The sequence below is a fragment of the Pseudomonas sp. F-14 TE3482 genome (assembly GCF_053629455.1).
Genome location: NZ_JBRJII010000001.1, coordinates 2,768,288 through 2,789,646, shown reverse-complemented (window position 1 = coordinate 2,789,646; position 21,359 = coordinate 2,768,288). Strand labels below are relative to the sequence as shown.

The window sequence follows — 21,359 nt, the reverse complement described above, 5'->3', positions numbered from 1 at the left end:
AAACCCTCTGCAATCAACGGCATCGGGATCCACTTCCAAAATAACCGCCCTGCTAACGATGCGTAACGGTTTTGAATCACTTGAGTGACAAAAAATTGTCGCCTCTAAACCGTCTCGCTTCCCTCCCCTCCAGCACTTCTTCGCTCTGTGTCGAAAAGTGAATTGAACTTTCCTCAAGCCCTTCGATGCTCCTGAGAGCTCATAAACAAAGGCTTTCGCATTGAACAATGTGCTGGATTTTTCAGAGCGCATAAGTTTTTTTCGGCATAAGCGTTATGAGAAATCCTTCTTAGCTTCGCGTCAGGATGTTCTTAGCTCTGTTGTAACAAGGGTGAGACGGTTTCACTTAAAAATAACGTCAAATATTTGGCGACTCACTAAGTACCATCAGGAATCAGGGAGAGGCATCCATGCGCGTTTTAACCCCCCTCTGCAGCGCGATTTTGCTGGCCATGGCCTGCACTTCTCAGGCTCAGGCGATGTCATTGACCGAGGCGATCCAGAGCACCATTGCGACCCACCCGGAGCTGGCGTCGCGGGTCGATGCCCGGCTCTCGGCCGACGAGCAGGTCAAAGTCGCCAAAGGGGGCTTTTATCCATCGGTGGATTTGAACGCCGGCTACGGGCGCGGATACAGCGATAACACCACCACTCGGGCGCAGGGCAATCACCACACCGAAATCCTCAACTACACCCAATCGGAACTGCGCCTGCGGCAGATGCTGTTCGACGGTTTCAACACCTCCAACGAGGTCGCGCGCACCAAAGGCGTGGCCAACTCGCGAGCCTATTACGCTCAAGGCACCGCCCAGGATCTGGCCCTGCGCACTGTCGAGGTGTACCTCGAAGTGCTCAAACGCCGCGAACTGGTGACCCTGGCCAAGAACAACCTGCAAGCGCACATGCGGGTCAATGATCAGATCGGCCTGCGCACTCAGCGAGGGGTCGGCAGCAACGCCGACTCCGACCAGTCCACCGCCCGCCGGGCGCTGGCGCAAAACAACCTCGACACCGCCGAAGTCGATCTGGCCGATGCCGAGACAAATTTCTACAGCGTCGTGGGGCGCATGCCCGATGAACTCGAAGCACCGCCATCGACCCGCGGCGAATTGCCCGCCACCCTGCCGGAAGCCCAGCAGAGCATGGTGGAAAACAACCCGTACCTGAAATCCGCCCAGGCCGATGTGCAATCGGCTGAAAGCCAGTACGAAGTCGCCAAGTCGCCGTTCTACCCGCGCTTTGACGCTGAAGCGGCAGTGGGCGCGAATAACAATATCCAGGGCGACGAAGGCCACGACAACCAATGGCGAGTAGGTGTGGTGATGAACTACAACCTGTTCCGTGGTGGCAGCGACAAGGCCCGGCTGGCCTCCGATGCGCACCAGATCAACCAGGCGCTGGACATCCGCAACAACGCCCTGCGCCAGCTCAACGAGAACATCCACCTGGCCTGGAACGCCATGCTCAACGCCAAGAAACAAACCCCGACCGCCCGTGAATACGCCGAAACCACCACCCGTGTGCGGGCCGCGTATCAGGATCAGTTCGGCCTGGGTCAACGGACCTTGCTCGATTTGCTCGACAGTGAAAACGAGCTCTACAACGCCAACCGCCGCTACACCGAAGTGCGCTACACCGAGGAGTTTTCGATGTACCGCGTGCTGGCGAACATGGGTCAGTTGCTGAGCAAACAACGGGTGGTGCTGCCTGCCGATGCGATCGCCGCCACCGAAGTGAAAAACGAAGCTCGCTTGCCTGAACTGAAATGAAGTAGCTCAACGTGACCAATTGTGGCGAGGGAGCTTGCTCCCGCTGGGTTGCGCAGCAACCCCGAACACCGATTGAAGATGAAGACAGTGTGAGTGCTGCGCACTCAAGCGGGAGCAAGCTCCCTCGCCACAGGCAATCAATATGACCAGCATGGAAACCGGCAACACGGGTGTCGATCCGCGTCTGAGCTTCGATGACCCGCTTCTGGACGGTCTGTTGATTCTCTGCAAACTTCATGGCGCGACGGTCAGTCGCGCCAGCCTGAGTGCCGGGCTGCCAATGGCACACCAACGTTTGAGCCTGGACCTGCTGCCGCGCGCAGCGGCCCGGGCCAGTTTGCAGGCGCGCGTGCTGCGCCGTGAACTGGGTCAGATTTCCGCGCTAAACCTGCCAGTGATGCTGATCCTCAACCATGGCCGCTGCGCAATCTTGCGTCGCTTCGGCGATGACGGTCAGGCGCTGATTCTGCCGAGCGAAGCCGACGGTGGAGAACAATGGGTCAGCACGGACGAGCTGGCCGCCAACTACAGCGGCCAGGCCTTGTTCGCCCGGCCGCGGCATGAACTCGAAGATTTGCGCGCGCCGCTGGTGCCACGAGTCGAGGCATGGTTTCGCGACACGTTGAAGTTGTCGAAGTGGCTGTACAGCGATGCGATTCTGGCGAGTTTCCTGATCAACCTGCTGGGCCTGATGGTGCCGCTGTTCGTGATGCAGACCTACGATCGGGTAGTGCCGAACCAGGCCACTTCAACGTTGTGGGTGCTGTCGATCGGCTTGCTGATCGGCACTGGCTTCGAACTGGTGCTGCGGGTGGTTCGCGCGCACTTACTGGACACGGCCGGGAAGAAAACCGACGTGATTCTTTCGGCGACCTTGTTCGAACGCATCACCGGCATGGCGATGAAAGCACGGCCAGCAACCATCGGTGGTTTCGCCCAGAGCATTCATGACTTTCAGGGCCTTCGGGAATTTCTCACCGCCGTCACGCTGACCAGCCTGATCGACCTGCCCTTCGCGGTACTGATGCTGGTGGTGATCGGCCTGCTCGGTGGCTGGCTGGTGGTGATTCCGCTGTTGGCATTCCCCATCACGATCATCTTTGCCATGGTGATTCAGGCACGTCTGCGCGACACCGTGCAGAAGAGTCTGAGCCTCGGCGCCGAACGCCAGGCCCTGCTGATCGAAACCCTCGGCGGCCTGGAAACCCTCAAGGCCTGCAGCGCCGAAAGCGAACGCCAGCACAAATGGGAAAGCACCCACGGCGCCCTCACCCGCCTCGACAGCCACGCGCGCAACCTCTCGGCGCTGGCCACCAACGGCACGCTGTTCATTCAGCAGTTCTCCGGCATGGCGACCATCGTCGCCGGGGTCTACAGCATCATTGCCGGCAACCTCAGCGTCGGCGCGCTGGTGGCGACCTACATGCTCGGCAGCCGCGTGCTCGCGCCGCTGGGACAGATCGCCGGGCTGATCACCCGTTATCAGCAAGCACAACTGACCATGAAAAGCACCGATGCGCTGATGTCGTTGCCGCAGGAACGTGACGCTAAACAGCGGCCACTGGAGCGCACGCAATTGCAAGGCGCACTAGACGTCAGCGGCGTGACGTTCCACTACAACGGCCAGAATGCTCCGGCCCTGGCCAACGTCAGCTTCAGCATGAAACCCGGCGAACGGATCGGCATCATCGGCCGCAGCGGTTCGGGCAAAAGCACATTGGCGCGGCTGGTGATGGGTTTCTATGCGCCGGAAGAAGGCCAGTTGCTGCTCGATGGCCTGGACCTGCGGCAACTGGACGTCGCCGACCTGCGCCAACAAATCGGTTACGTCGCCCACGACCTGCCATTGCTGGCCGGCAGCCTGCGCGACAACCTGACCCTCGGCGCGCGCTACATCAGCGACGCGCGAATGCTCGAAGTCGCTGAACTGACCGGCGTCACCGAGCTGGCTCGCCAACATCCCCATGGCTTCGACCGACCGGTGGGTGAACGCGGTCAGTTGCTGTCGGGCGGCCAACGCCAAGCAGTGTTGCTGGCGCGGGCCTTGTTGCTCGACCCGCCGATCATGCTGCTCGACGAACCCACCAGCGCCATGGACAACAGCAGCGAAGACGTCCTGCGACAAAAACTCCACGGCTGGATTCAGGGCAAAACCCTGCTGTTGGTCACTCATCGCACCTCAATGCTCAGCCTGGTGGACCGGTTGGTGGTGCTGGACAACGGGCGGATCGTCGCCGACGGCCCCAAAGAAGCGGTCATCGATGCACTGCGCAAGGGCCGTGTCGGCTCTGCGACGGTTTAGGGGCACCCACTCGATGCCAATACAAAACCTGTGGCGAGGGAGCTTGCTCCCGCTGGGTTGCGAAGCAGCCCCAAAGCCATTCATCTCGTTGTGTCAGATGGACCCTATCGGCAGATTTTGCGACGGCTTCGCCGCCGAGCGGGAGCAAGCTCCCTCGCCACAGGTTTGTGTTCGGCTATTTCTCTAACTGACGGGTATCGCCCATGTCTGCTCAAACACCGGATTCAGCGGCCCGAAGCTACCTCGGCAGTTTCAGCAAAAGTGCCGAAAGCGAATTCATGCCGGAAACCGCCGGCGCGTCGTTGCAGGATTCGCCGCGCTGGTCGCGGATCACCGTGTGGCTGGCGGCGGCGCTGCTGATCACCTCGCTGGTCTGGGCCAAGTTCGCCGTGTTGCAGGAAGTCACCACGGGCGAAGGCAAGGCGATTCCATCGAGCAAGATTCAGGTGATCCAGAACCTGGAGGGCGGCATCGTCACGGAAATCTTCGTGCGCGAAGGGCAAATGGTGAACAAGGGCGACACCTTGCTGCGCCTGGATGACACGCGATTCCTGTCGAACAAAGGTGAAAGTGAAGCTGATCGTTATGCACTGACTGCGCAGGTCGAAAGGCTGTCCGCCGAAGCGGAAGGCCGGCCATTCAAGCTGTCCGCGGAAGTCATCGCCAAGGCGCCACAAGTGGCCGAGGACGAACGCTCGCTGTACGAACAACGCCAGCGCCGACTGGCCAGCGAACAGCGCACGCTGACCGAACAACTTCGGCAGAAAACCCAGGAACTGGCGGAGTTCCGCTCTAAACAAGGGCAGTTCAGTTCCAGCCTGGCGCTGCTGCAACAAGAGATGAACATGTCGGCGCCGCTGGTGGGCACCGGTGCGGTTTCGCCGGTGGAAATCCTGCGACTCAAACGCAGCGCGGTGGAAATCCGCGGCTCGCTGAACGCTACGACCCTGGCGATTCCCCGTGCCGAATCGGCGATCAATGAGATCAAAAGCAAGATCGACGAGTCGGAACAATCCTTCCGTTCGGACGCGGCAAAAGAGCTGAATGAGAAACGCACCGACCTGTCGAAAATCACCGCTTCAAGCATTGCCATCGACGACCGGGTGACGCGCACCACCGTGGTGTCGCCGGTTCACGGCATTATCAAAATGCTGAAGGTCAATACCATCGGCGGCGTGGTCCAGCCGGGCAACGACATGGTGGAAATCGTGCCGCTGGAAGACAACCTGCTGATCGAAGCCAAAGTCCGCCCTCAAGACGTGGCGTTCCTGCACCCGGGCCAGAAAGCCATGGTCAAGTTCAGCGCTTACGACTACACGATTTACGGCGGGCTGAGTGCGAAGCTGGAGCTGATCGGCGCGGACACCATCACCGATGACAAGGGCAACAGCTTTTATCTGATTCAGGTAAGAACCGACAAGAATCACTTGGGCGGGGATGCGAAACCGCTGCTGATCATCCCGGGGATGGTGGCGACGGTGGACATTATTACCGGGGAGAAAAGTGTGCTGGATTATCTGCTTAAACCGGTGTTGAAAGCGCGGACCGAGGCGATGCGCGAGCGATAGTGATTATCCAGATACTGCGGTGATTGGTCCGGCCTCTTCGCGGGCAAGCCCGCTCCCACAGTGTCCGTGTCGAATACAAATTCCGCGAACACCGCTAAACCTGTGGGAGCGGGCTTGCCCGCGAAGAGGCCCTTACAAACAACGATTATCTCGGCCCATGATTGCGCTGAAAAACCTCCTCCCCCATCGCCGCAATCTGCCCCTCGATCAACGCCTCGAACGGTTTTAACAACGGCTCAAAACTGATGGGCGACTCAAGCGTCTGCAACGCCTGCACAATCGCCTCCACCGTCGACAACGCCCCAGGCCCCGGAGCCTTGCGCAAGCGATAACGCGACACCCCGCCTTCGGCCAATGTCACCCTGGGCAACGCCGACAACAATGGATTGAGGTGCAGCATTTTGCGCGCCTTGCGCCAGGTGCCGTCCGGAACCACCAGCAATAGCGGTTCATCATGGGTGGTGTAAGGCTGCAACGGTTGCGCATCCTCGGCGGGAAACAGCAGCCGCGCCTGATAGCCCGGCTGACTCAACAGTGCCGGCAAATCCTCGAACACCTCGCCAACGATCAACTCGGCATTCTTCAACCCCAACGCGGCCAATCGCGCGGTGTTCAGCGCATGGTTCACTTCGCTTGGATGCTGAAGCAGCAACACCCGGGTGCGGCTGTCGAGGCTCGGGATCAGCGGGCACAGGCAATGGGTTTGCGGACGCAGGCAACGCGGGCACTGGATTCTGGACATTGTCTTAAGCCTGATTGAGCTGCGCTTTGAGCAGGTCGCGGAAGGTCTGGATCAGCGGTTCGCGGCTGCGGCCTCGGCGCACGATCATCGAGAACGGCGCCTGATAACCGAACGTCGCCGGCAGCAGCACGCGCAAATCACCTTTGTCGGCCCAAGCCTGGGCGTAGTGCTCCGGCAAGTAACCGATGTAGGCGCCGGACAGCACCAGAATCAGCTGGGCTTCCATACTTTCCACGGTCGCCGCGCTGTGTTTGAAACCGTGGCGGGCCAGTTCGGCCTGGCTCCAATAGCCGCGACCGACCATGCGCTGTTGGGTGATGACTTGCTCGGGAATACGCCGTTCGGTGAACAGCGGATGGCGACTGCTGCAATACAGCCAATGTTGCTCGCGGTACAGCGGCATGTAGACCAGACCGCTCATGCGCGTGGAAAAGGCACCAATGGCCAGGTCGAGGCGGTTGTCCTGCACGCCGAGTTGCAGCTCGTAAGGGCTCATGACCGACAGATGCAAATGCACCGCCGGGTGCTCCTGACTGTAGGCACCGATGGCTTCGGCGAAGGGCAAGGCCTTATCGCTGACGGTGGAGTCGATCACGCCCAGGTTCAAGGTTCCGCGCAGCTCGCCTTTGAGGGCGGCGGCGTATTGTTCGAAACCTTCGAGTTCGGCCAATAGCCGCAGGGTTTCCTGATGGAACAGCTCACCCTTGCTGGTCAGGCTGAAACCACCGCGACCGCGATGGCAAAGCACCAGGCCCAAGGCCGCTTCGAGCTGGCTCATGTAAGTGCTGATGGCCGAGGTCGAGAGGTTGAGCTCTTGCTGGGCGTTGGCGAACCCCTGATGGCGAACCACGCTGACGAAGATGCGCAATAGTTTCAGGTCGGGTAAAGCGTTGGCCATTGAATGCTCCCGGGGGCAAGGAAAAGCGCGGTGTTTTGTGGCTTCAAAGATGCCTTTGTGGCGAGGGAGCTTGCTCCCGCTCGGCTGCGCAGCAGTCGTAAAACCTGCTGCCCCGGTCCGTCTGACACACCAGGGTGAATGGTTTTGGGGCCGCTTCGCAGCCCAGCGGGAGCAAGCTCCCTCGCCACAGGGGTTCTGTGCACGACGGCAAGTCTATCTCTGCCCTCGTCATTAGTTTAGAAAAATCTGAACTAAGTATTTGCCCGTAGCGATTCTTCCCGGTCACTACATTTCGCAGAATCGGCCCACAGCGGTGCCCGTCTCTCCCCCGAGCGTGCAACCGACATAAATAAAACAACGACGATGAGGCCTTACCCGTGGACAAGATTCTTCACCAACCACTGGGCGGCAACGAAATGCCGCGCTTCGGCGGCATCGCCACCATGCTACGACTTCCCCATTTGCCATCCGCCGCCGGCCTGGACGCTGCCTTTATCGGCATCCCGCTGGACATCGGCACGTCCCTGCGCCCCGGCACCCGTTTCGGACCGCGTGAAATCCGTGCGGAATCGGTGATGATCCGCCCGTACAACATGGCCACCGGCGCCGCGCCGTTCGACTCGCTGTCGGTTGCCGACATCGGTGACGTGGCGATCAACACGTTCAACCTGCTGGACGCCGTGCGGATCATCGAAGAGGCCTACGACAACATCCTCGAACACGATGTGATCCCCATGACTCTCGGCGGCGACCACACCATCACCCTGCCGATCCTGCGTGCCATCCATAAAAAGCACGGCAAGGTCGGCCTGGTGCACATCGACGCTCACGCCGACGTGAACGATCACATGTTCGGCGAGAAGATCGCCCACGGCACGACCTTCCGTCGCGCTGTAGAAGAAGGCCTTCTGGATTGCGACCGCGTGGTGCAAATTGGCTTGCGCGCTCAGGGTTACACCGCTGATGACTTCAACTGGAGCCGTAATCAAGGCTTCCGCGTGGTTCAGGCTGAAGAATGCTGGCACAAATCCCTGGCACCGCTGATGGCCGAAGTTCGCGAGAAAGTCGGCGGCGGTCCGGTGTACCTGAGTTTCGATATCGACGGCATCGACCCGGCCTGGGCACCAGGCACTGGCACCCCGGAAATCGGCGGTCTGACGACCATTCAAGCGATCGAAATCGTGCGCGGCTGCCAAGGCCTCGACCTGGTCGGTTGCGATCTGGTGGAAGTCTCGCCAGCGTACGACACCACCGGTAACACCTCACTGTTGGGCGCCAACCTGCTGTACGAAATGCTCTGCGTACTGCCGGGCGTGGTCCATCGCTGAGGATCGGTCATGAGCGAACGTGATCAGGTACTCAACGCCGCCGCTGAGCTGGTGTCGGCCTTTGCCCGTAACGATCGCGAAGCTTACTTCGGCGCATTCAGCGTTGATGCCAGCTTCGTGTTCTACACCCTCGAGCAGCCCCTGCTGTCGCGCGATGCCTATCAGGCGTTGTGGGACACCTGGCGCGCCGAGGACGGCTTCGAGGTGCTGTCGTGCACCTCGAGCAACGCCTTCGTCAGCCTGCAGGGTGACGTGGCAATTTTCATCCATGACGTGGCCACCGAGCTGCGCATGCAAGGGGAGCAACACTTCAGCCAGGAGCGCGAGACGATTGTTTTCAAAAAACAGGCGTCTGGCCAAGAACAACAAGGCCTATGGCTGGCCTGCCACGAACATTTGTCCGCAATGCCGGAAGGGCTGCCACCCCCTTAGCCAAACAGGTGACGCTCACACACGATGAGCGCGCCTTTATGATCGGAGCAGATCATGAATAACAACAACAAAGACCAAAGCCTTACGCAAATCGAAACCCACGGGGTCGAACAGATCCCGGACAACGAACGCACCGCCGGCCCGACGGACTTGTTCCGGATGATCTTCGGCGGTTCCAACACCTTTGCCACCGCCGTACTCGGCAGTTTCCCGGTGCTGTTCGGCCTGTCTTTCCAGGCGGGCGTCTGGGCGATTGTGCTGGGCGTGTTGCTGGGTTCGCTGATCCTTGCGCCGATGGGTTTGTTCGGTCCGCTTAATGGCACCAACAACGCCGTGTCGTCCGGTGCACACTTTGGTGTGCATGGGCGGATCGTCGGTTCGTTCCTGTCGCTGCTGACCGCCATCGCCTTCTTCTCGCTTTCGGTGTGGAGTTCGGGCGATGCGTTGATCGGTGGCGCAAAACGCTTGATCGGCCTGCCGGAAACCGACCTGACCCTGGGCCTGGCCTACGGTCTGTTCGCGATCCTGGTGCTGACCGTGTGCATCTACGGCTTCCGCTTCCTGCTGTGGGTCAACAAGATCGCCGTGTGGAGCGCCAGCCTGTTGTTCCTGTTGGGCATCTTCGCCTTCGCCGGTCCTTTCGATGTGAACTACGCCGGCAGCGTCAGCCTCGGTCAACCGGGTTTCTGGGCGGCCTTCATCGGCGCTGCGCTGGTAGCGATGAGCAACCCGATTTCCTTCGGCGCGTTCCTCGGCGACTGGTCGCGCTACATCCCGCGTGACACCTCCAAGCGCCGGATCATGGCCGCCGTGGTGATCTCGCAGATCGCCACCTTCATCCCGTTCCTGTTCGGCCTCGCCACTGCCACCATCGTGGCGATCAAGGCACCGGACTACATCGCGGCCAACAACTATGTCGGCGGTCTGCTGGCGGTGTCGCCGAGCTGGTTCTTCCTGCCGGTGTGCCTGATTGCGGTGATCGGCGGCATGTCCACCGGCACCACTTCGCTGTATGGCACCGGGCTGGACATGTCCAGCGTGTTCCCGAGGGTGCTGTCGCGGGTCAAGGCAACGCTGCTGATCGGTGTGATGTCGATTGCTTTCATCTTCATCGGGCGCTTTGCGGCGAACCTGGTGCAGAGCGTGTCGACCTTCGCCGTGCTGATCATCACCTGCACCACCCCGTGGATGGTGATCATGATCATCGGCCTGCTGGTGCGTCGCGGCTTCTACTGCCCGGATGACCTGCAAGTGTTCACCCGTGGCGAGAAAGGCGGCCGTTACTGGTTCACCCACGGCTGGAACTGGCGCGGCCTGGGTGCCTGGATCCCAAGTGCATTGGTGGGTTTGTGCTTCGTGAACCTGCCGGGGCAGTTTGTCGGGCCACTCGGGCATCTGGCGGGCGGTATCGACATCAGCCTGCCGGTGACCCTCGGCCTGGCCTCGCTGGTGTACCTGACGCTGCTGAGCCTGTTCCCGGAATCGCGGGAAGTGTTTGGCCCGACCGATGCACGCAGCAAGGGCAAGGATTCGCTCGGTAAACCGGCGATACGACAAGCCGCCTGATTCAACGCATTACCTGCGGTCAACGCATTACCTGTGGGAGCGTGGCTTGCCCGCGAAGAACGATGACGCGGTCTGCCTGATGGACCGCGGCGCAGCCATCGCGGGCAAGCCACGCTCCCACAGAAAAGACTGATTTCAGCCTCACCATAAAAAAGACAATCGGAGACACGCCATCATGGCTTTGGATTTATTCGTCGTACTCATCTACGCCGCCGCGATGCTGATACTCGGCTACTACGGCATGCGCAAGGCCAAGACCCACGAAGACTATTTGGTTGCCGGTCGCAACCTCGGCCCTGGTCTCTACATGGGCACCATGGCCGCTACCGTCTTGGGTGGTGCGTCCACCGTCGGCACCGTGCGCCTGGGCTATGTTCATGGCATTTCCGGTTTCTGGCTGTGCGCCGCACTGGGTTGCGGGATCGTTGCGCTGAATCTGTTCCTCGCCAAACCGCTGCTGAAGCTGAAGGTTTTCACCGTTACCCAAGTACTGGAAAAGCGTTACAACCCAATGGCTCGTACCGCGAGCGCAACCATCATGCTGGCCTATGCGCTGATGATCGGCGTGACCTCGATCCTGGCGATCGGCACTGTGCTGCAAGTGCTTTTCGGTCTGCCGTTCTGGCTCTCGGTACTGCTCGGCGGCGGTGTGGTGGTGATTTACTCGACCATCGGTGGCATGTGGTCCCTGACCCTGACCGACATCGTCCAGTTCGGGATCCAGACCGTGGGCCTGATGTTCCTGTTGCTGCCAATCTGTCTGTACCGTGTCGGTGGCTGGGATCAACTGGTTGCCCAATTGCCGGCCGCCAGCTTCAACTTCACCAGCATCGGCTGGGACACCATCATCACCTACTTCCTGATCTACTTCTTCGGCATCCTGATCGGCCAAGACATCTGGCAACGGGTGTTCACCGCACGGAGCGAAAAAGTCGCCAAGTACGCCGGTACGTCTGCCGGGATCTACTGCATTGTCTATGGCCTGGTGTGTGCGCTGATCGGCATGGCTGCTCATGTGCTGATCCCGGATCTGGACAACGTCAACAATGCCTTTGCCGCCATCGTCAAAGTGTCGCTGCCGGACGGCATCCGCGGCCTGGTGATCGCCGCTGCACTGGCGGCCATGATGTCCACCGCCAGCGCCGGCCTGCTCGCCGCATCCACCACCCTGACCGAAGACCTGCTGCCGAAACTGCGGGGCGGTAAACAATCGAACGTAAGCGTCAATCGCCTGTTTACCCTGCTGACTGGCATCGCAGTATTGGGCATTGCTCTGGTGGTCAATGATGTGATCAGCGCACTGACCCTGGCCTACAACCTGTTGGTGGGCGGCATGCTGATTCCGTTGATGGGTGCCATTTACTGGAAACGCGCCACGACGGCCGGTGCGATCACCAGCATGGCGCTGGGCTTCGTCACCGCGCTGGTGTTCATGTTCAAGGACGGCATGGACGCCAACACCCCGATCTACTACAGCCTCGGCGTAGGCCTGGTGAGTTTCGTGGTGGTCAGCTTGATGTCCCGTCGCCCGGCAGTGGTGGCGAGCGCCGCCTAAACTTTCCATGACGACTTGATGCTTTCTTCGACGGGTGTGGCACGGGCGTGTCCTCCCTTATTTCCTGCACCGCGTTGCGCCTAAAAGCGAGCCAGGCAAGGCGCAATCCGTAGGTAAGGGTCGTTTCCTTGCCAAGGACTGCAACGCAGCCTGGCTCGCTTTTAGGCACAACCCGGAGGGCCGGAGCTGATGTCGTGCAGGGCTGCGTTACTCGGAGCTTATTTGGAACAACCAAACCACGCTCCTCGCGCCTTGCCCTGCACGACATCAGATCCGGCGCGGCGCAGGAAATAAGGGAGGACGCGCCCACTTGCCACACCCGTTTTTTTTCGCCTGAAGGAATCTGCTTATGAAGATCGTCAGCCGCGATCAGTGGTTCGAGGTCAAACAGCTGAGCGACGGCATCCGCCTGATTCACGAGCCCTACATTCGGCCCTTTTACCGCTGCAATCTCTGGCACATTCAGGGGCGTGACAAGGATTTGCTGCTGGACAGCGGTTCCGGGCTGGTCAGCCTGCGCGAGCAATTGCCGTGGATCACCGAACGACCGCTGGTGGCGGTGGCCAGCCATTGCCATTTCGACCACATTGCCGGGCATCACGAATTCCCCGAACGGCTGGTGCACCCGGCCGAAGCACAGATCCTCGCCGAGCCCGACGGCGACAACACCCTGAGCAAGGCTTTCGTCGGTGACGACATGTTCGAGGCTCACCCCGACTGCCCGTTGTACTACGCCGAATACCGGGTCAAAGCCGCACCGGCCACGGGTTTGATCGATGAAGGCGACGTGCTCGATCTCGGTGATCGGGTCTTGCAGGTGCTGCACACACCGGGTCATTCACCGGGCGGCATCAGCCTGTTCGAGGCGGCAACCGAAACCCTGTTCAGCGGCGACATCATTTACGACGGGCCACTGATCGAAGACGCCTATCACTCCAACCTCGACGACTACGCCCGCAGCCTGCAACGCTTGCGCGCGCTGCCGATCCGCACCGTGCATGGCGGGCATTTCGGGAGTTTTTCCGGGGAATATTTGCGCACGATGATTGACGAGTGGCAGCACCGACACGCCTGAAGCCTGCTGTACTCAGCACCAGGGACAACAACAATGACGCCCTCGAAGAACAATCATGACAAGAGACGCCGTTCGTACAGCCGTGCACCGCTTCATCAGCCGCCTGCTGGAGGGCCGTGATGACTTCGACGACAACACCCGTCTGGTGCAGTTGGGACTGGATAAAGAAGATATTGAAGATCTGATTTTCCATCTGGAAGATCAGCTGGGATTGACAGCGTCTATCGCCGAAGAAGACCGGATGCTCAAGACTGCGACGACCGTCGACGACTTGAGCCGGTTTTTGATTGAGATTGGGCGGTATTGAGACAGGTTGTCAGATACCACCGATATGACGAATAAACCTCTGTGGCGAGGGAGCTTGCTCCCGCTCGATTGCGCAGCAATCGCAAGCTGCATCCGTGCTCGACCTGATCCACCTCTGTGGCGATGAATGGGGCCGCTGCGCGCCCCAGCGGGAGCAAGCTCCCTCGCCACAGGTGATTTGCCAGAATTACCGGCGGCGCTGCTGCTGGCGGCGACGTTGTTCGTCGTCAGTGCGAATGGGTATGGGTTGCAGAGGCGGTTCGATCAAACCGAGTGCGACACCCAGGTCATGCAGCCAGTTTTGGATTTTCTCTTTCATGGTGCCCCCTTCAGGGTAGTGCCGAGCGGCTGAAGTTCTGTAGCCCCTTCGCACTGATAATAGTCCGAAGTCCTACGCAATGCTCGCCCAAGATCGCAATGATCTGTTACTAAATTGATCCAAATCCCAGACCGCCCGTTCAAGCAATTGCCTGGGTCTGAATCGCTGTCGACGGATACACCGCCTGCTGCTGCTCGATCCATGCATTCAGGTTGGCGCCGACCATGCCTTTGCGCCACATCAGCCAGATGGTCGCGCTGGCGAACGGCTCGGCCGCCACGCTTTCGCGACGACGAGTGGCTTGCAACCTGCCTTGCTGATCGCCGGCAGCGGTTTGATTATCGCGGGGGCTTTATTGTTGCGCCCGATCAGGGTTGCCCAAGTGCTTTGCGCAAACGATGGCGGACCCACTGCTCTGCGCTCACAAAAGTGATCCCGAGCAGAACCAGCACCGCGCCGATCACAAAGTTGAGACTCAGTTCTTCGCCCAGCAGCACCACGCCGAATGTGACGCCGAACAGCGGCGTCATGAACGAAAACACCGCCAGGTTCGCCGCCAGATAACGACGCAGCAGCCAGAACCAGGTCAGGTAACTGAAGAACGACACCACCAACCCTTGGAATAACACACTGGCCACGGCAACAGTGGTCAGGCTGACATGAGTGACCTGCCCGCTGAGGATCGCAATCAACAGCAGGCCGACGAAGCCGACGATCAGTTGATAAAACAGCGTCAGCGTCACCGGCGCTTCCGACAGGCGCGAGGCGCGCACCACAACAGTGGTCGCGCCCCATGACGCGCCGGCCAGCACGCCCAACGCATCCCCCATCAACATGCGGTGGTCGAGGTTGTCCCAGGACACGCCACCGGCAAACGCAATGGCAATGCCGATGAAGGCGAGAACAATCCCCAGCCACTGCACCGGCCTTAAACGCTCACTCGGCAGCAGCCAATGCACGCCCAACGCGGTGAAAATCGGCGCGGTGTAGAGGAACACCGACATGTGCGCCGCCGTGGTCAGTTGCAGGCCTTCGGAAATGAAGAAGAACTCCAGGCCAAACAACGCACCCGCCAGCAAGCCGCCGCGCCAGGTAGTGCCAACCTGATCCCAACCGCCCTTCCAGCAGATCAACAATCCTACGAGCAATGCGGAAATACCCGACCGCCCCGCCGCTTGCATGACCGGCGCGATGTCGGGCGCGGCCCACTTGATCATCACCTGCTGCACGCCCCAGATCAGGCACAACCCGACCATCACTTGCAGGGCAAATCCATCGGCGCTACGCCGGGTGGCGCTCACCGGAACACCTCGATAACACAATCCATGGCAGTGACTCGACAGTAAAAGCAAAGCCCCGACCTTCTGGCTGAGCAGAGTGCCGGGGCGAAAAATTATGCCGTCGATTATTAACCAGATGGACAGAAAAAGGTGTCTGCAAAAGACCTTTAAATCATCACCTGCGTCATCCGGCCGCGGCCGGCGTAGGGTCAGCTGAGTTCGATACGATCAGCGTGAATGACGATCTGCCCGTTCTTGTACAACGCACCAATGGCCTTTTTGAAGTTGCCCTTGCTGACGCCGAACATACTGCTGATCAGCGTCGGGTCGCTCTTGTCGCTGACTGGCAGAGTGCCGTTGTTGTCGCGCAACTTGGCAAGAATCTTCGAGTTCAGGCTAGTGGCAGCTTCCTCGCCCACCGGTTGCAGGCTCAGGCTGATCTTGCCGTCGGCGCGGACTTCTTTGATAAAGCCCTTCTCTTCTTTACCGGCGCGCATGAACTTGAAGATTTCGTTCTTGTGGATCAGGCCCCAGTGCTTGTTGTTGATGATTGCCTTGAAGCCCATATCGGTCGCTTCGGCCACCAGCAAATCAACTTCCTGGCCAGGCGTGTAGTTGGCCGGGGTCTTGTCCAGGTAGCGGTCCAGACGCGCCGTCGCGGTGATGCGTCGCGTGTGTTTGTCGAGATAAACGTGCACCACGACATACTCGCCGGCCGTCATCTGGCGCTTTTCTTCGGAATACGGCAGCAGCAGATCCTTCGGCAAACCCCAATCCAGGAACACGCCGATGCTGTTGACTTCAACAACTTTCAAACTGGCGAATTCACCGACCTGAACTTTCGGCTTTTCGGTGGTAGCGATAAGTTTGTCATCGCTGTCCAGATAAATAAAAACGTTGAGCCAGTCTTCATCTTCGCTGGGAATATCTTTGGGGATATAACGGTTAGGCAGAAGGATTTCGCCATCCGCGCCACCGTCCAGATATAAACCGAAGTTAGTGTGTTTAACCACTTGCAAACTGTTGTAGCGCCCGACTAAAGCCATGTCCAATACCCTCATTGCGTGGGCGGCATTCTACCCGGTTTTGCGGGCCGCGTTCGGCGGCCGGTCCGGTGGCACAAGAAAATCCGTCGAAGGCCTTAATTTTCCTGGGTTTTGCCGCGTGCGTTTGGCCGCTCGTCAGGCCGTTCGGCTGTTCCTCCCCCTCGCCAGCCCATCCGAAAAGCGCTTTTTCCTCACTTGGGTTCTTAGTTAAAACAGCAGCTTACGGGAACATTGCGAATAATAACTTGCGATAAATTGCGTTGCTCCAAGGTGTATTTCGGGAGGATATTTACCAAGCAATTGTCAAGTATTTCCTGTACGATGCCTGGCCAAGTTAATTTCTACAGGTTAATGGCCGCCATGCGTGTAAAAGCATCCAACAGCAAAGCAAAGCCAGCTCCAGCCGTTGAAACCAGCGAATCGATCAACAACCAGATCGCTGCGTTCCTCAAGTCCGGCGGAGAGATCCAGCAAATTGCCAAAGGCGTCAGCGGCCAGACGTTCGGCCCGTCCAAGCAGATCACGCTGGGCAAGAAGTAATTTCCCCCGCGTTAACTGGTCCGTAAGCGCTTTGAGCTTCGAAGCGCTTGGACTGGAACCCTCCCGCAATACCCCATAAAACAAATCAATATTTCAAAAATCGACGAACGGCCCTCGATGCCGAACATTCGCCGGTATGCTTGCACGTGTCTGGATCAAGCGTTTCAGCAGGTTTTCAGGACCCGCTCCTCGCTGTTCATGGAGTGACGCATGCTCAAGCCCTCTCTTTTTCTGCTCGGCAGCCTGCTGTGGTATTCGGTCGCCCAAGCACAAGTCTTCCAGCGCGAACTGGGCGATTTCGATCTCAAGCTCGCGACCACCCCCAGCCGCAGCATGGCCCAAGGGCTGGTCAAACCCTCGACGACCGGGTCGTTCCACGGTGGCCTCGACCTGAGCCACGACAGCGGCTTCTATGTAGGTCAATGGTCCCCCAGCATGGGACTCAGCCCGTCGAGCAACCTTGAAGTCGATTCCTACATGGGTTTTAAACAGCCTTTCGATCACTCCCTCGGCTACGAAGTGGGCATGATCCAATACAGCTACCCGAAAGTGGACACCCTCGACAGCCAGGAGCTGTTCGGCGGCCTGACCCTGCTGGGCAGCCGCTTCGGCGCGGCCTTCAGCAACGACCCGGACAAACAGAACAGCACACTGTTCGCCGACCTCAGTGGCAATCAGCCGTTCGGCATCGGGATCAGCCTGAAATACACCACCCACCAACTCAACACACCGGTGTCCGTCGACGATGGGTATGTAGGCAGCTTTACCGACTGGTCAGTGAAATTGTCCCGGCCGTTCATGGGCATCGATCTGGACTTGATCTACAGTGATTCAAGCCTGAGCGGCAGCGATTGTTCCGCTTATTCTGGCCACAATAGCCAGTGCGACGGCCTGGTGACGCTCAAGGCTGCGCACAGCTTCTATTAATTGGCTGAACTGCCGGGCTTATCCCGCGATCACACAAGAGAACCCTTAAGAAACCAGGTCTTCGCAAGGACTCGCCATGTCGCACTGGTTGAAGCAGATCGGCGTCATCATCACCCTCAGCCTCACTGTCGCCGCGTGCAGCCGCGTGGGCCTGGCTTACCGCAATCTCGACGTGATCATTCCCTGGACGCTCAGCGACTACCTGGAGATGAATCACGAGCAAAAAGACTGGTTCAACGAGCGCCTCAAAGAGCACTTGAGCTGGCACTGCACCACGCAATTGCCCGGCTACCTCGACTGGCTGGATCGCTTACAGGTCATGGTCGAGGCCAACCAGATCACCGACGCCGCATTGCAAACCCGCACCCAGGAAGCCAAACAGGCCATCGCCGATACCGCCCGGGAAATCACCCCGTCGGCCATCGAGCTGTTGCAGGGTCTTGATGACAAGCAAGTCGCGGAAATGAACGATGCCTTCGCCAAGGACCAACGCAAACGCCAGGAGGCCTACCTCAAACCGTCTCTGGAACAACAGATCAGAGAGCGGAGCAAGCGCATGGAGAAACGCCTGAATGACTGGCTCGGCCCGCTCAACCCAAGCCAACAGCAACGGGTCGTGGCCTGGTCGAATGCCTTGGGTGATCAGAACAAGCAATGGATTGCCAACCGCGTCCATTGGCAACAGCAATTCAGCGCGGCAGTCGCGCAGCGGCAGAGCCCGGAATTCCCACAGCGAATCGAGACACTTCTGGTGAATCGCGAGAGTTTGTGGACGCCGGCTTACCGCGAGGCCTACGCCAACACCGAAGCCCAGGCTCGGGCGTTGCTGGTGGACGTGATGGCCGAGAGCACACCGGTTCAACGTGAACGGTTGCTGCAAAAAATTGAAGGCGTGCGCAAGGATTTCGCTGATTTGAAATGCCTGAAAGCGGCGCGGCAAGACTAGAAGATCAAAAGATCGCAGCCTTCGGCAGCTCCTACAGAATTTGTGTCCGCCCGATGTTTAAGGGTGAACGCAACTCCATGTAGGAGCTGCCGAAGGCTGCGATCTTTTGCTGTCGCCACAAAATCAGGCAATCTGCGCCTTCGACGCCACCTCATCAAACGTCAATTCCTCCAGCGCATCTTCCTGCTCATCCAGCACCTCGCGCGGATGCTCATTACCCGGAATGCTGCTGTCAATCAGGCTCAATAAACTCGAGCCCCTGGGCGTCAAAATGTAGTTCTCACCATTGCCACCCTGATCTTCTGGCCGAGGCTCGATATAGCCCCGCAGCAGCAGTAATTTTTCGTACTCACCAGCCACCGTTTTCAGGTGATCCAGATTCTCAAACGGCTCGCCCGCGGAGGCTTTCGCCGCCGCATACTGCTCGGCATAAGGCCGTGGAGTGAAACTGTGTCCAGCGCCGTTCTGCACTTCATGCAACAAGCGCTCCATCAAATCCCAGTTATAAGTCGTCATCCTGATCAACCTCCAGAGCCCGTGAGTGAAATGGCCTTCATAGGTTGTGACCGACAGGCAGGGCAGCCGTTCAGCCGAGGTATTTCGCCCTACCGACCGGCGGTATGTCGAATAAGGCGCAGGCCAAACGACTAGGCTGTGTAAGACGGTTTACCCCTCTGCGCGGATCGACTTTCGCCAAAGCATGCAGGAGAAATCACCATGAACATTCAGAACCATTCGGTCGTGTCCCGGGAAGAATGGCTCGCCGCCCGCAAACAACATTTGGCCCACGAAAAAGCCTTCACCAAGGAACGAGACAAACTCAGCGCCGAACGCCGCGCCCTGCCCTGGGTGAAAATCGACAAACCCTACCGCTTCCAGGGCCCCAACGGCGAACTGAGCCTGGCCGACCTGTTCGGCGGTCTCAGCCAATTGATCATCTACCACTTCATGTTCGCCGCTGGCTGGGACGAAGGCTGCCCCGGTTGCTCGTTCCTGTCCGACCACATCGACGGCGCCAACCAACACCTGGCCCATCACGATGTAGCCGTGGTCGCGGTTTCCCACGCACCGTTCGCCGAATTCCAGCCTTTCAAACGGCGCATGGGCTGGACATTCGACTGGGTGTCCTCCGAAGGTTGCGACTTCAACTATGACTTTGGCGTATCAGCCCGGGCCGAAGACGTCGCCGCTGGAAAAGCTACCTACAACTACGAAAAATCCGACGGGGCTGAAGAAGAACTCCCAGGGCTCAGCGTGTTTTATCGCAATGAAGCGGGTGAGATTTTTCACACCTATTCAACGTATGCACGAGGTTTGGATTTGCTGGTGGGGGCCTATAACTATCTGGACCTCACGCCCAAAGGGCGTAATGAAGAGGAGATCATGGATTGGGTGCGGCATCATGATCGGTATGAGGACAAGGCGTCGGCCAGTTGCTGTCATGGGGGGTAGATTGCTTGATCCGGGTTGGTCACAGCATCCGTGAACACCACCAATCCCCTGTGGGAGCGAGCCTGCTCGCGATGACTGACTGACATTCAACATTGATGTCGACTGATACACCGCTTTCGCGAGCAGGCTCGCTCCCACAAAGTTGCGTGGTGTTCTGTAGGTTGCATCCGTTTGCCTGACTGCAACTGGGGCAAATGCCCTACAACAACCTCGGAATCTGGCACCTTGCACCGCTGGAACGATGAAGCCTATAGTCCGCCGGTCGCCCAAAAAACGACCGGGTTTGGCGACCCGACCACAGAGAGTCCTCATCAATGACAAGAGGCTCCACCCATGGATAGATACATGCCCCTCACGGGAATCGACCTGATCCCGGCATCGTTGCTCATCGATACCCAAGCCCCACTCGACGTCCTTCAAGCCATGGCCGACTACCGCATTCGCACGGCCACCCAAGTTCTTGAAAACATTGCCTTTCGCGCAGAGATCGGTTGCGACACGGTAGTGCTTTCCGACTTTTCAAAACTGCTGGCCATACCGCTGCGTGATGGCTGTGATTTGATGGATGTAATTGGCAGACGGCTGCGGGCGCGGGCTGCGGAGTGAATGAAAAACGGGCGACCTATGGGTTGCCCGATTTACATAGTGAATACAAACAAATGAGCCTTACGCTGCAGGCATGCTCATCACGGGAATGCGTTCCTGAGGCTGAGTTATATCGTAAACATGCTGCTCACAACGGCTACCAACAAACTGGAACTCTACCAAATAGACCTTGCTTCTTTCCGGTGTGAAAGTGGTTTTGAGCGGACCGCAGCTGTAAGTATTCCCAACACCCCCACCCTTTGAGTAACCCGACACCTGGAACGGCTGATCGGCATCGGCCTGTACTTCCAGTTGTGGGAAGCGTTTAACAGTCGCGCTGTTGGCCACTTCGTTAAGTTTGGCGATCCAGCCGAATACCTTCCCCTGACCTGAATCCACCACGGTTCCAAGCACCTCCATACGCTGGTCAGGATCCGCTGCGCGCCTGATCGCGAACTCTACCGGAGAAGTGTTACCTGAGGCTTTCATGATGACCTTGGCGTGTTGCGCATCAACTGTCACCTTGTTCTGGCGCAGCTGGACACCATCCTTCAGCAGGCTGGGTGAAGAGTCCCTGACGTTGGAATGGCAGCCTGGTAATGCCAGAATCAGGGTCAGTGCTAGTAGTGTGGTTCTCTTCACGTCTGAATGTCCTTGAAAGCGTATGTTCGGCTGATGAAAAAACATCTTCAAAGCAGCGCATTCTGAATTCACTGTAGGCAG

Annotated in this window: 21 protein-coding genes and 1 pseudogene; 14 read left to right on the top strand and 8 right to left on the bottom strand. The window is 58.8% G+C overall.

The window, feature by feature from the left end:
- Positions 1-410 precede the first annotated feature (410 nt).
- The 3 genes from AB7M26_RS12545 (at position 411) to AB7M26_RS12535 (ending at position 5,639) form a co-directional block, all read left to right on the top strand.
- The gene (locus AB7M26_RS12545; RefSeq protein ID WP_063341253.1) at positions 411-1,769 is read left to right on the top strand and encodes a TolC family outer membrane protein; all 1,359 of its coding nucleotides are present in this window, start codon (positions 411-413) and stop codon (positions 1,767-1,769) included.
- Between the two features lie 142 nt (positions 1,770-1,911).
- Positions 1,912-4,071 carry a type I secretion system permease/ATPase gene (locus tag AB7M26_RS12540; RefSeq protein WP_429384529.1) on the top strand — a complete coding sequence of 720 codons (2,160 nt, stop codon included), beginning with the start codon at positions 1,912-1,914 and terminating at the stop codon, positions 4,069-4,071.
- 203 nt (positions 4,072-4,274) lie between these two features.
- Positions 4,275-5,639 carry an HlyD family type I secretion periplasmic adaptor subunit gene (locus tag AB7M26_RS12535; protein ID WP_123494640.1) on the top strand — a complete coding sequence of 455 codons (1,365 nt, stop codon included), beginning with the start codon at positions 4,275-4,277 and terminating at the stop codon, positions 5,637-5,639.
- Positions 5,640-5,784: 145 nt separating this feature from the next.
- Here the strand turns inward: AB7M26_RS12535 and AB7M26_RS12530 are convergent, their stop codons facing one another.
- Positions 5,785-6,381 carry a tRNA-uridine aminocarboxypropyltransferase gene (locus AB7M26_RS12530; RefSeq protein ID WP_429384524.1) on the bottom strand — a complete coding sequence of 199 codons (597 nt, stop codon included), beginning with the start codon at positions 6,379-6,381 and terminating at the stop codon, positions 5,785-5,787.
- Positions 6,382-6,385: 4 nt separating this feature from the next.
- Positions 6,386-7,279, bottom strand: a complete 894-nt coding sequence (locus tag AB7M26_RS12525; RefSeq protein WP_008013540.1) for a LysR family transcriptional regulator — start codon at positions 7,277-7,279, stop codon at positions 6,386-6,388.
- A gap of 377 nt (positions 7,280-7,656) precedes the next feature.
- Here AB7M26_RS12525 and speB point away from each other — a divergent pair, with 377 nt between their 5' ends.
- From speB to AB7M26_RS12495, 6 genes are all read left to right on the top strand, one after another.
- A complete protein-coding gene (gene speB, locus AB7M26_RS12520) occupies positions 7,657-8,607 on the top strand; it encodes an agmatinase (RefSeq protein WP_007905133.1) in 951 nt (316 codons plus the stop codon).
- Positions 8,608-8,616: 9 nt separating this feature from the next.
- On the top strand, positions 8,617-9,039 hold the full coding sequence (locus tag AB7M26_RS12515; RefSeq protein ID WP_218397821.1) for a YybH family protein: 423 nt from the start codon (positions 8,617-8,619) through the stop codon (positions 9,037-9,039).
- A gap of 54 nt (positions 9,040-9,093) precedes the next feature.
- A complete protein-coding gene (locus AB7M26_RS12510) occupies positions 9,094-10,605 on the top strand; it encodes a purine-cytosine permease family protein (RefSeq protein WP_429384519.1) in 1,512 nt (503 codons plus the stop codon).
- A gap of 175 nt (positions 10,606-10,780) precedes the next feature.
- Entirely contained in the window at positions 10,781-12,160 is a 1,380-nt protein-coding gene (locus tag AB7M26_RS12505) for a sodium:solute symporter (RefSeq protein ID WP_123494645.1), read from the top strand.
- A 349-nt stretch (positions 12,161-12,509) separates the two neighbouring features.
- Positions 12,510-13,235 (top strand): MBL fold metallo-hydrolase, encoded by a 726-nt coding sequence (locus AB7M26_RS12500; protein ID WP_123494646.1) that lies wholly within the window; start codon positions 12,510-12,512, stop codon positions 13,233-13,235.
- A gap of 55 nt (positions 13,236-13,290) precedes the next feature.
- Positions 13,291-13,542, top strand: a complete 252-nt coding sequence (locus AB7M26_RS12495; RefSeq protein WP_123494647.1) for an acyl carrier protein — start codon at positions 13,291-13,293, stop codon at positions 13,540-13,542.
- A 186-nt stretch (positions 13,543-13,728) separates the two neighbouring features.
- Here AB7M26_RS12495 and AB7M26_RS12490 read toward each other — a convergent pair whose 3' ends face one another.
- From AB7M26_RS12490 to AB7M26_RS12475, 4 genes and pseudogenes are all read right to left on the bottom strand, one after another.
- Positions 13,729-13,860 (bottom strand): PA1414 family protein, encoded by a 132-nt coding sequence (locus tag AB7M26_RS12490; protein WP_256348862.1) that lies wholly within the window; start codon positions 13,858-13,860, stop codon positions 13,729-13,731.
- 139 nt (positions 13,861-13,999) lie between these two features.
- Positions 14,000-14,149 (bottom strand): annotated as a pseudogene (locus tag AB7M26_RS12485) (LysR family transcriptional regulator); the annotation flags it as partial.
- Between the two features lie 79 nt (positions 14,150-14,228).
- The gene (locus AB7M26_RS12480) at positions 14,229-15,161 is read right to left on the bottom strand and encodes a DMT family transporter (protein WP_429384514.1); all 933 of its coding nucleotides are present in this window, start codon (positions 15,159-15,161) and stop codon (positions 14,229-14,231) included.
- A 188-nt stretch (positions 15,162-15,349) separates the two neighbouring features.
- Complete coding sequence (locus AB7M26_RS12475; RefSeq protein ID WP_030131899.1) at positions 15,350-16,186, bottom strand: CvfB family protein; 837 nt, start codon at positions 16,184-16,186, stop codon at positions 15,350-15,352.
- A gap of 351 nt (positions 16,187-16,537) precedes the next feature.
- On the opposite strand from AB7M26_RS12475, the gene AB7M26_RS12470 reads away from it, so the two are divergent.
- From AB7M26_RS12470 to AB7M26_RS12460, 3 genes are all read left to right on the top strand, one after another.
- Complete coding sequence (locus tag AB7M26_RS12470) at positions 16,538-16,726, top strand: hypothetical protein (RefSeq protein ID WP_017337097.1); 189 nt, start codon at positions 16,538-16,540, stop codon at positions 16,724-16,726.
- Between the two features lie 210 nt (positions 16,727-16,936).
- Entirely contained in the window at positions 16,937-17,653 is a 717-nt protein-coding gene (locus AB7M26_RS12465; RefSeq protein ID WP_123494648.1) for a TorF family putative porin, read from the top strand.
- A 76-nt stretch (positions 17,654-17,729) separates the two neighbouring features.
- On the top strand, positions 17,730-18,599 hold the full coding sequence (locus AB7M26_RS12460) for a DUF6279 family lipoprotein (RefSeq protein ID WP_123494649.1): 870 nt from the start codon (positions 17,730-17,732) through the stop codon (positions 18,597-18,599).
- A gap of 123 nt (positions 18,600-18,722) precedes the next feature.
- Here the strand turns inward: AB7M26_RS12460 and AB7M26_RS12455 are convergent, their stop codons facing one another.
- Positions 18,723-19,115 carry a transcriptional regulator gene (locus AB7M26_RS12455; RefSeq protein ID WP_123494651.1) on the bottom strand — a complete coding sequence of 131 codons (393 nt, stop codon included), beginning with the start codon at positions 19,113-19,115 and terminating at the stop codon, positions 18,723-18,725.
- A 201-nt stretch (positions 19,116-19,316) separates the two neighbouring features.
- Between AB7M26_RS12455 and AB7M26_RS12450 the strand changes: the two genes are divergently transcribed.
- Positions 19,317-20,051: a DUF899 domain-containing protein gene (locus AB7M26_RS12450; RefSeq protein WP_429384508.1), complete on the top strand. Its 735-nt coding sequence runs from the start codon at positions 19,317-19,319 to the stop codon at positions 20,049-20,051.
- A gap of 333 nt (positions 20,052-20,384) precedes the next feature.
- Positions 20,385-20,657: a hypothetical protein gene (locus tag AB7M26_RS12445; RefSeq protein ID WP_429378379.1), complete on the top strand. Its 273-nt coding sequence runs from the start codon at positions 20,385-20,387 to the stop codon at positions 20,655-20,657.
- 60 nt (positions 20,658-20,717) lie between these two features.
- Here AB7M26_RS12445 and AB7M26_RS12440 read toward each other — a convergent pair whose 3' ends face one another.
- Positions 20,718-21,278, bottom strand: coding sequence for a hypothetical protein (locus AB7M26_RS12440; RefSeq protein WP_429378377.1), 561 nt, complete (start codon positions 21,276-21,278; stop codon positions 20,718-20,720).
- Positions 21,279-21,359: the final 81 nt, after the last annotated feature.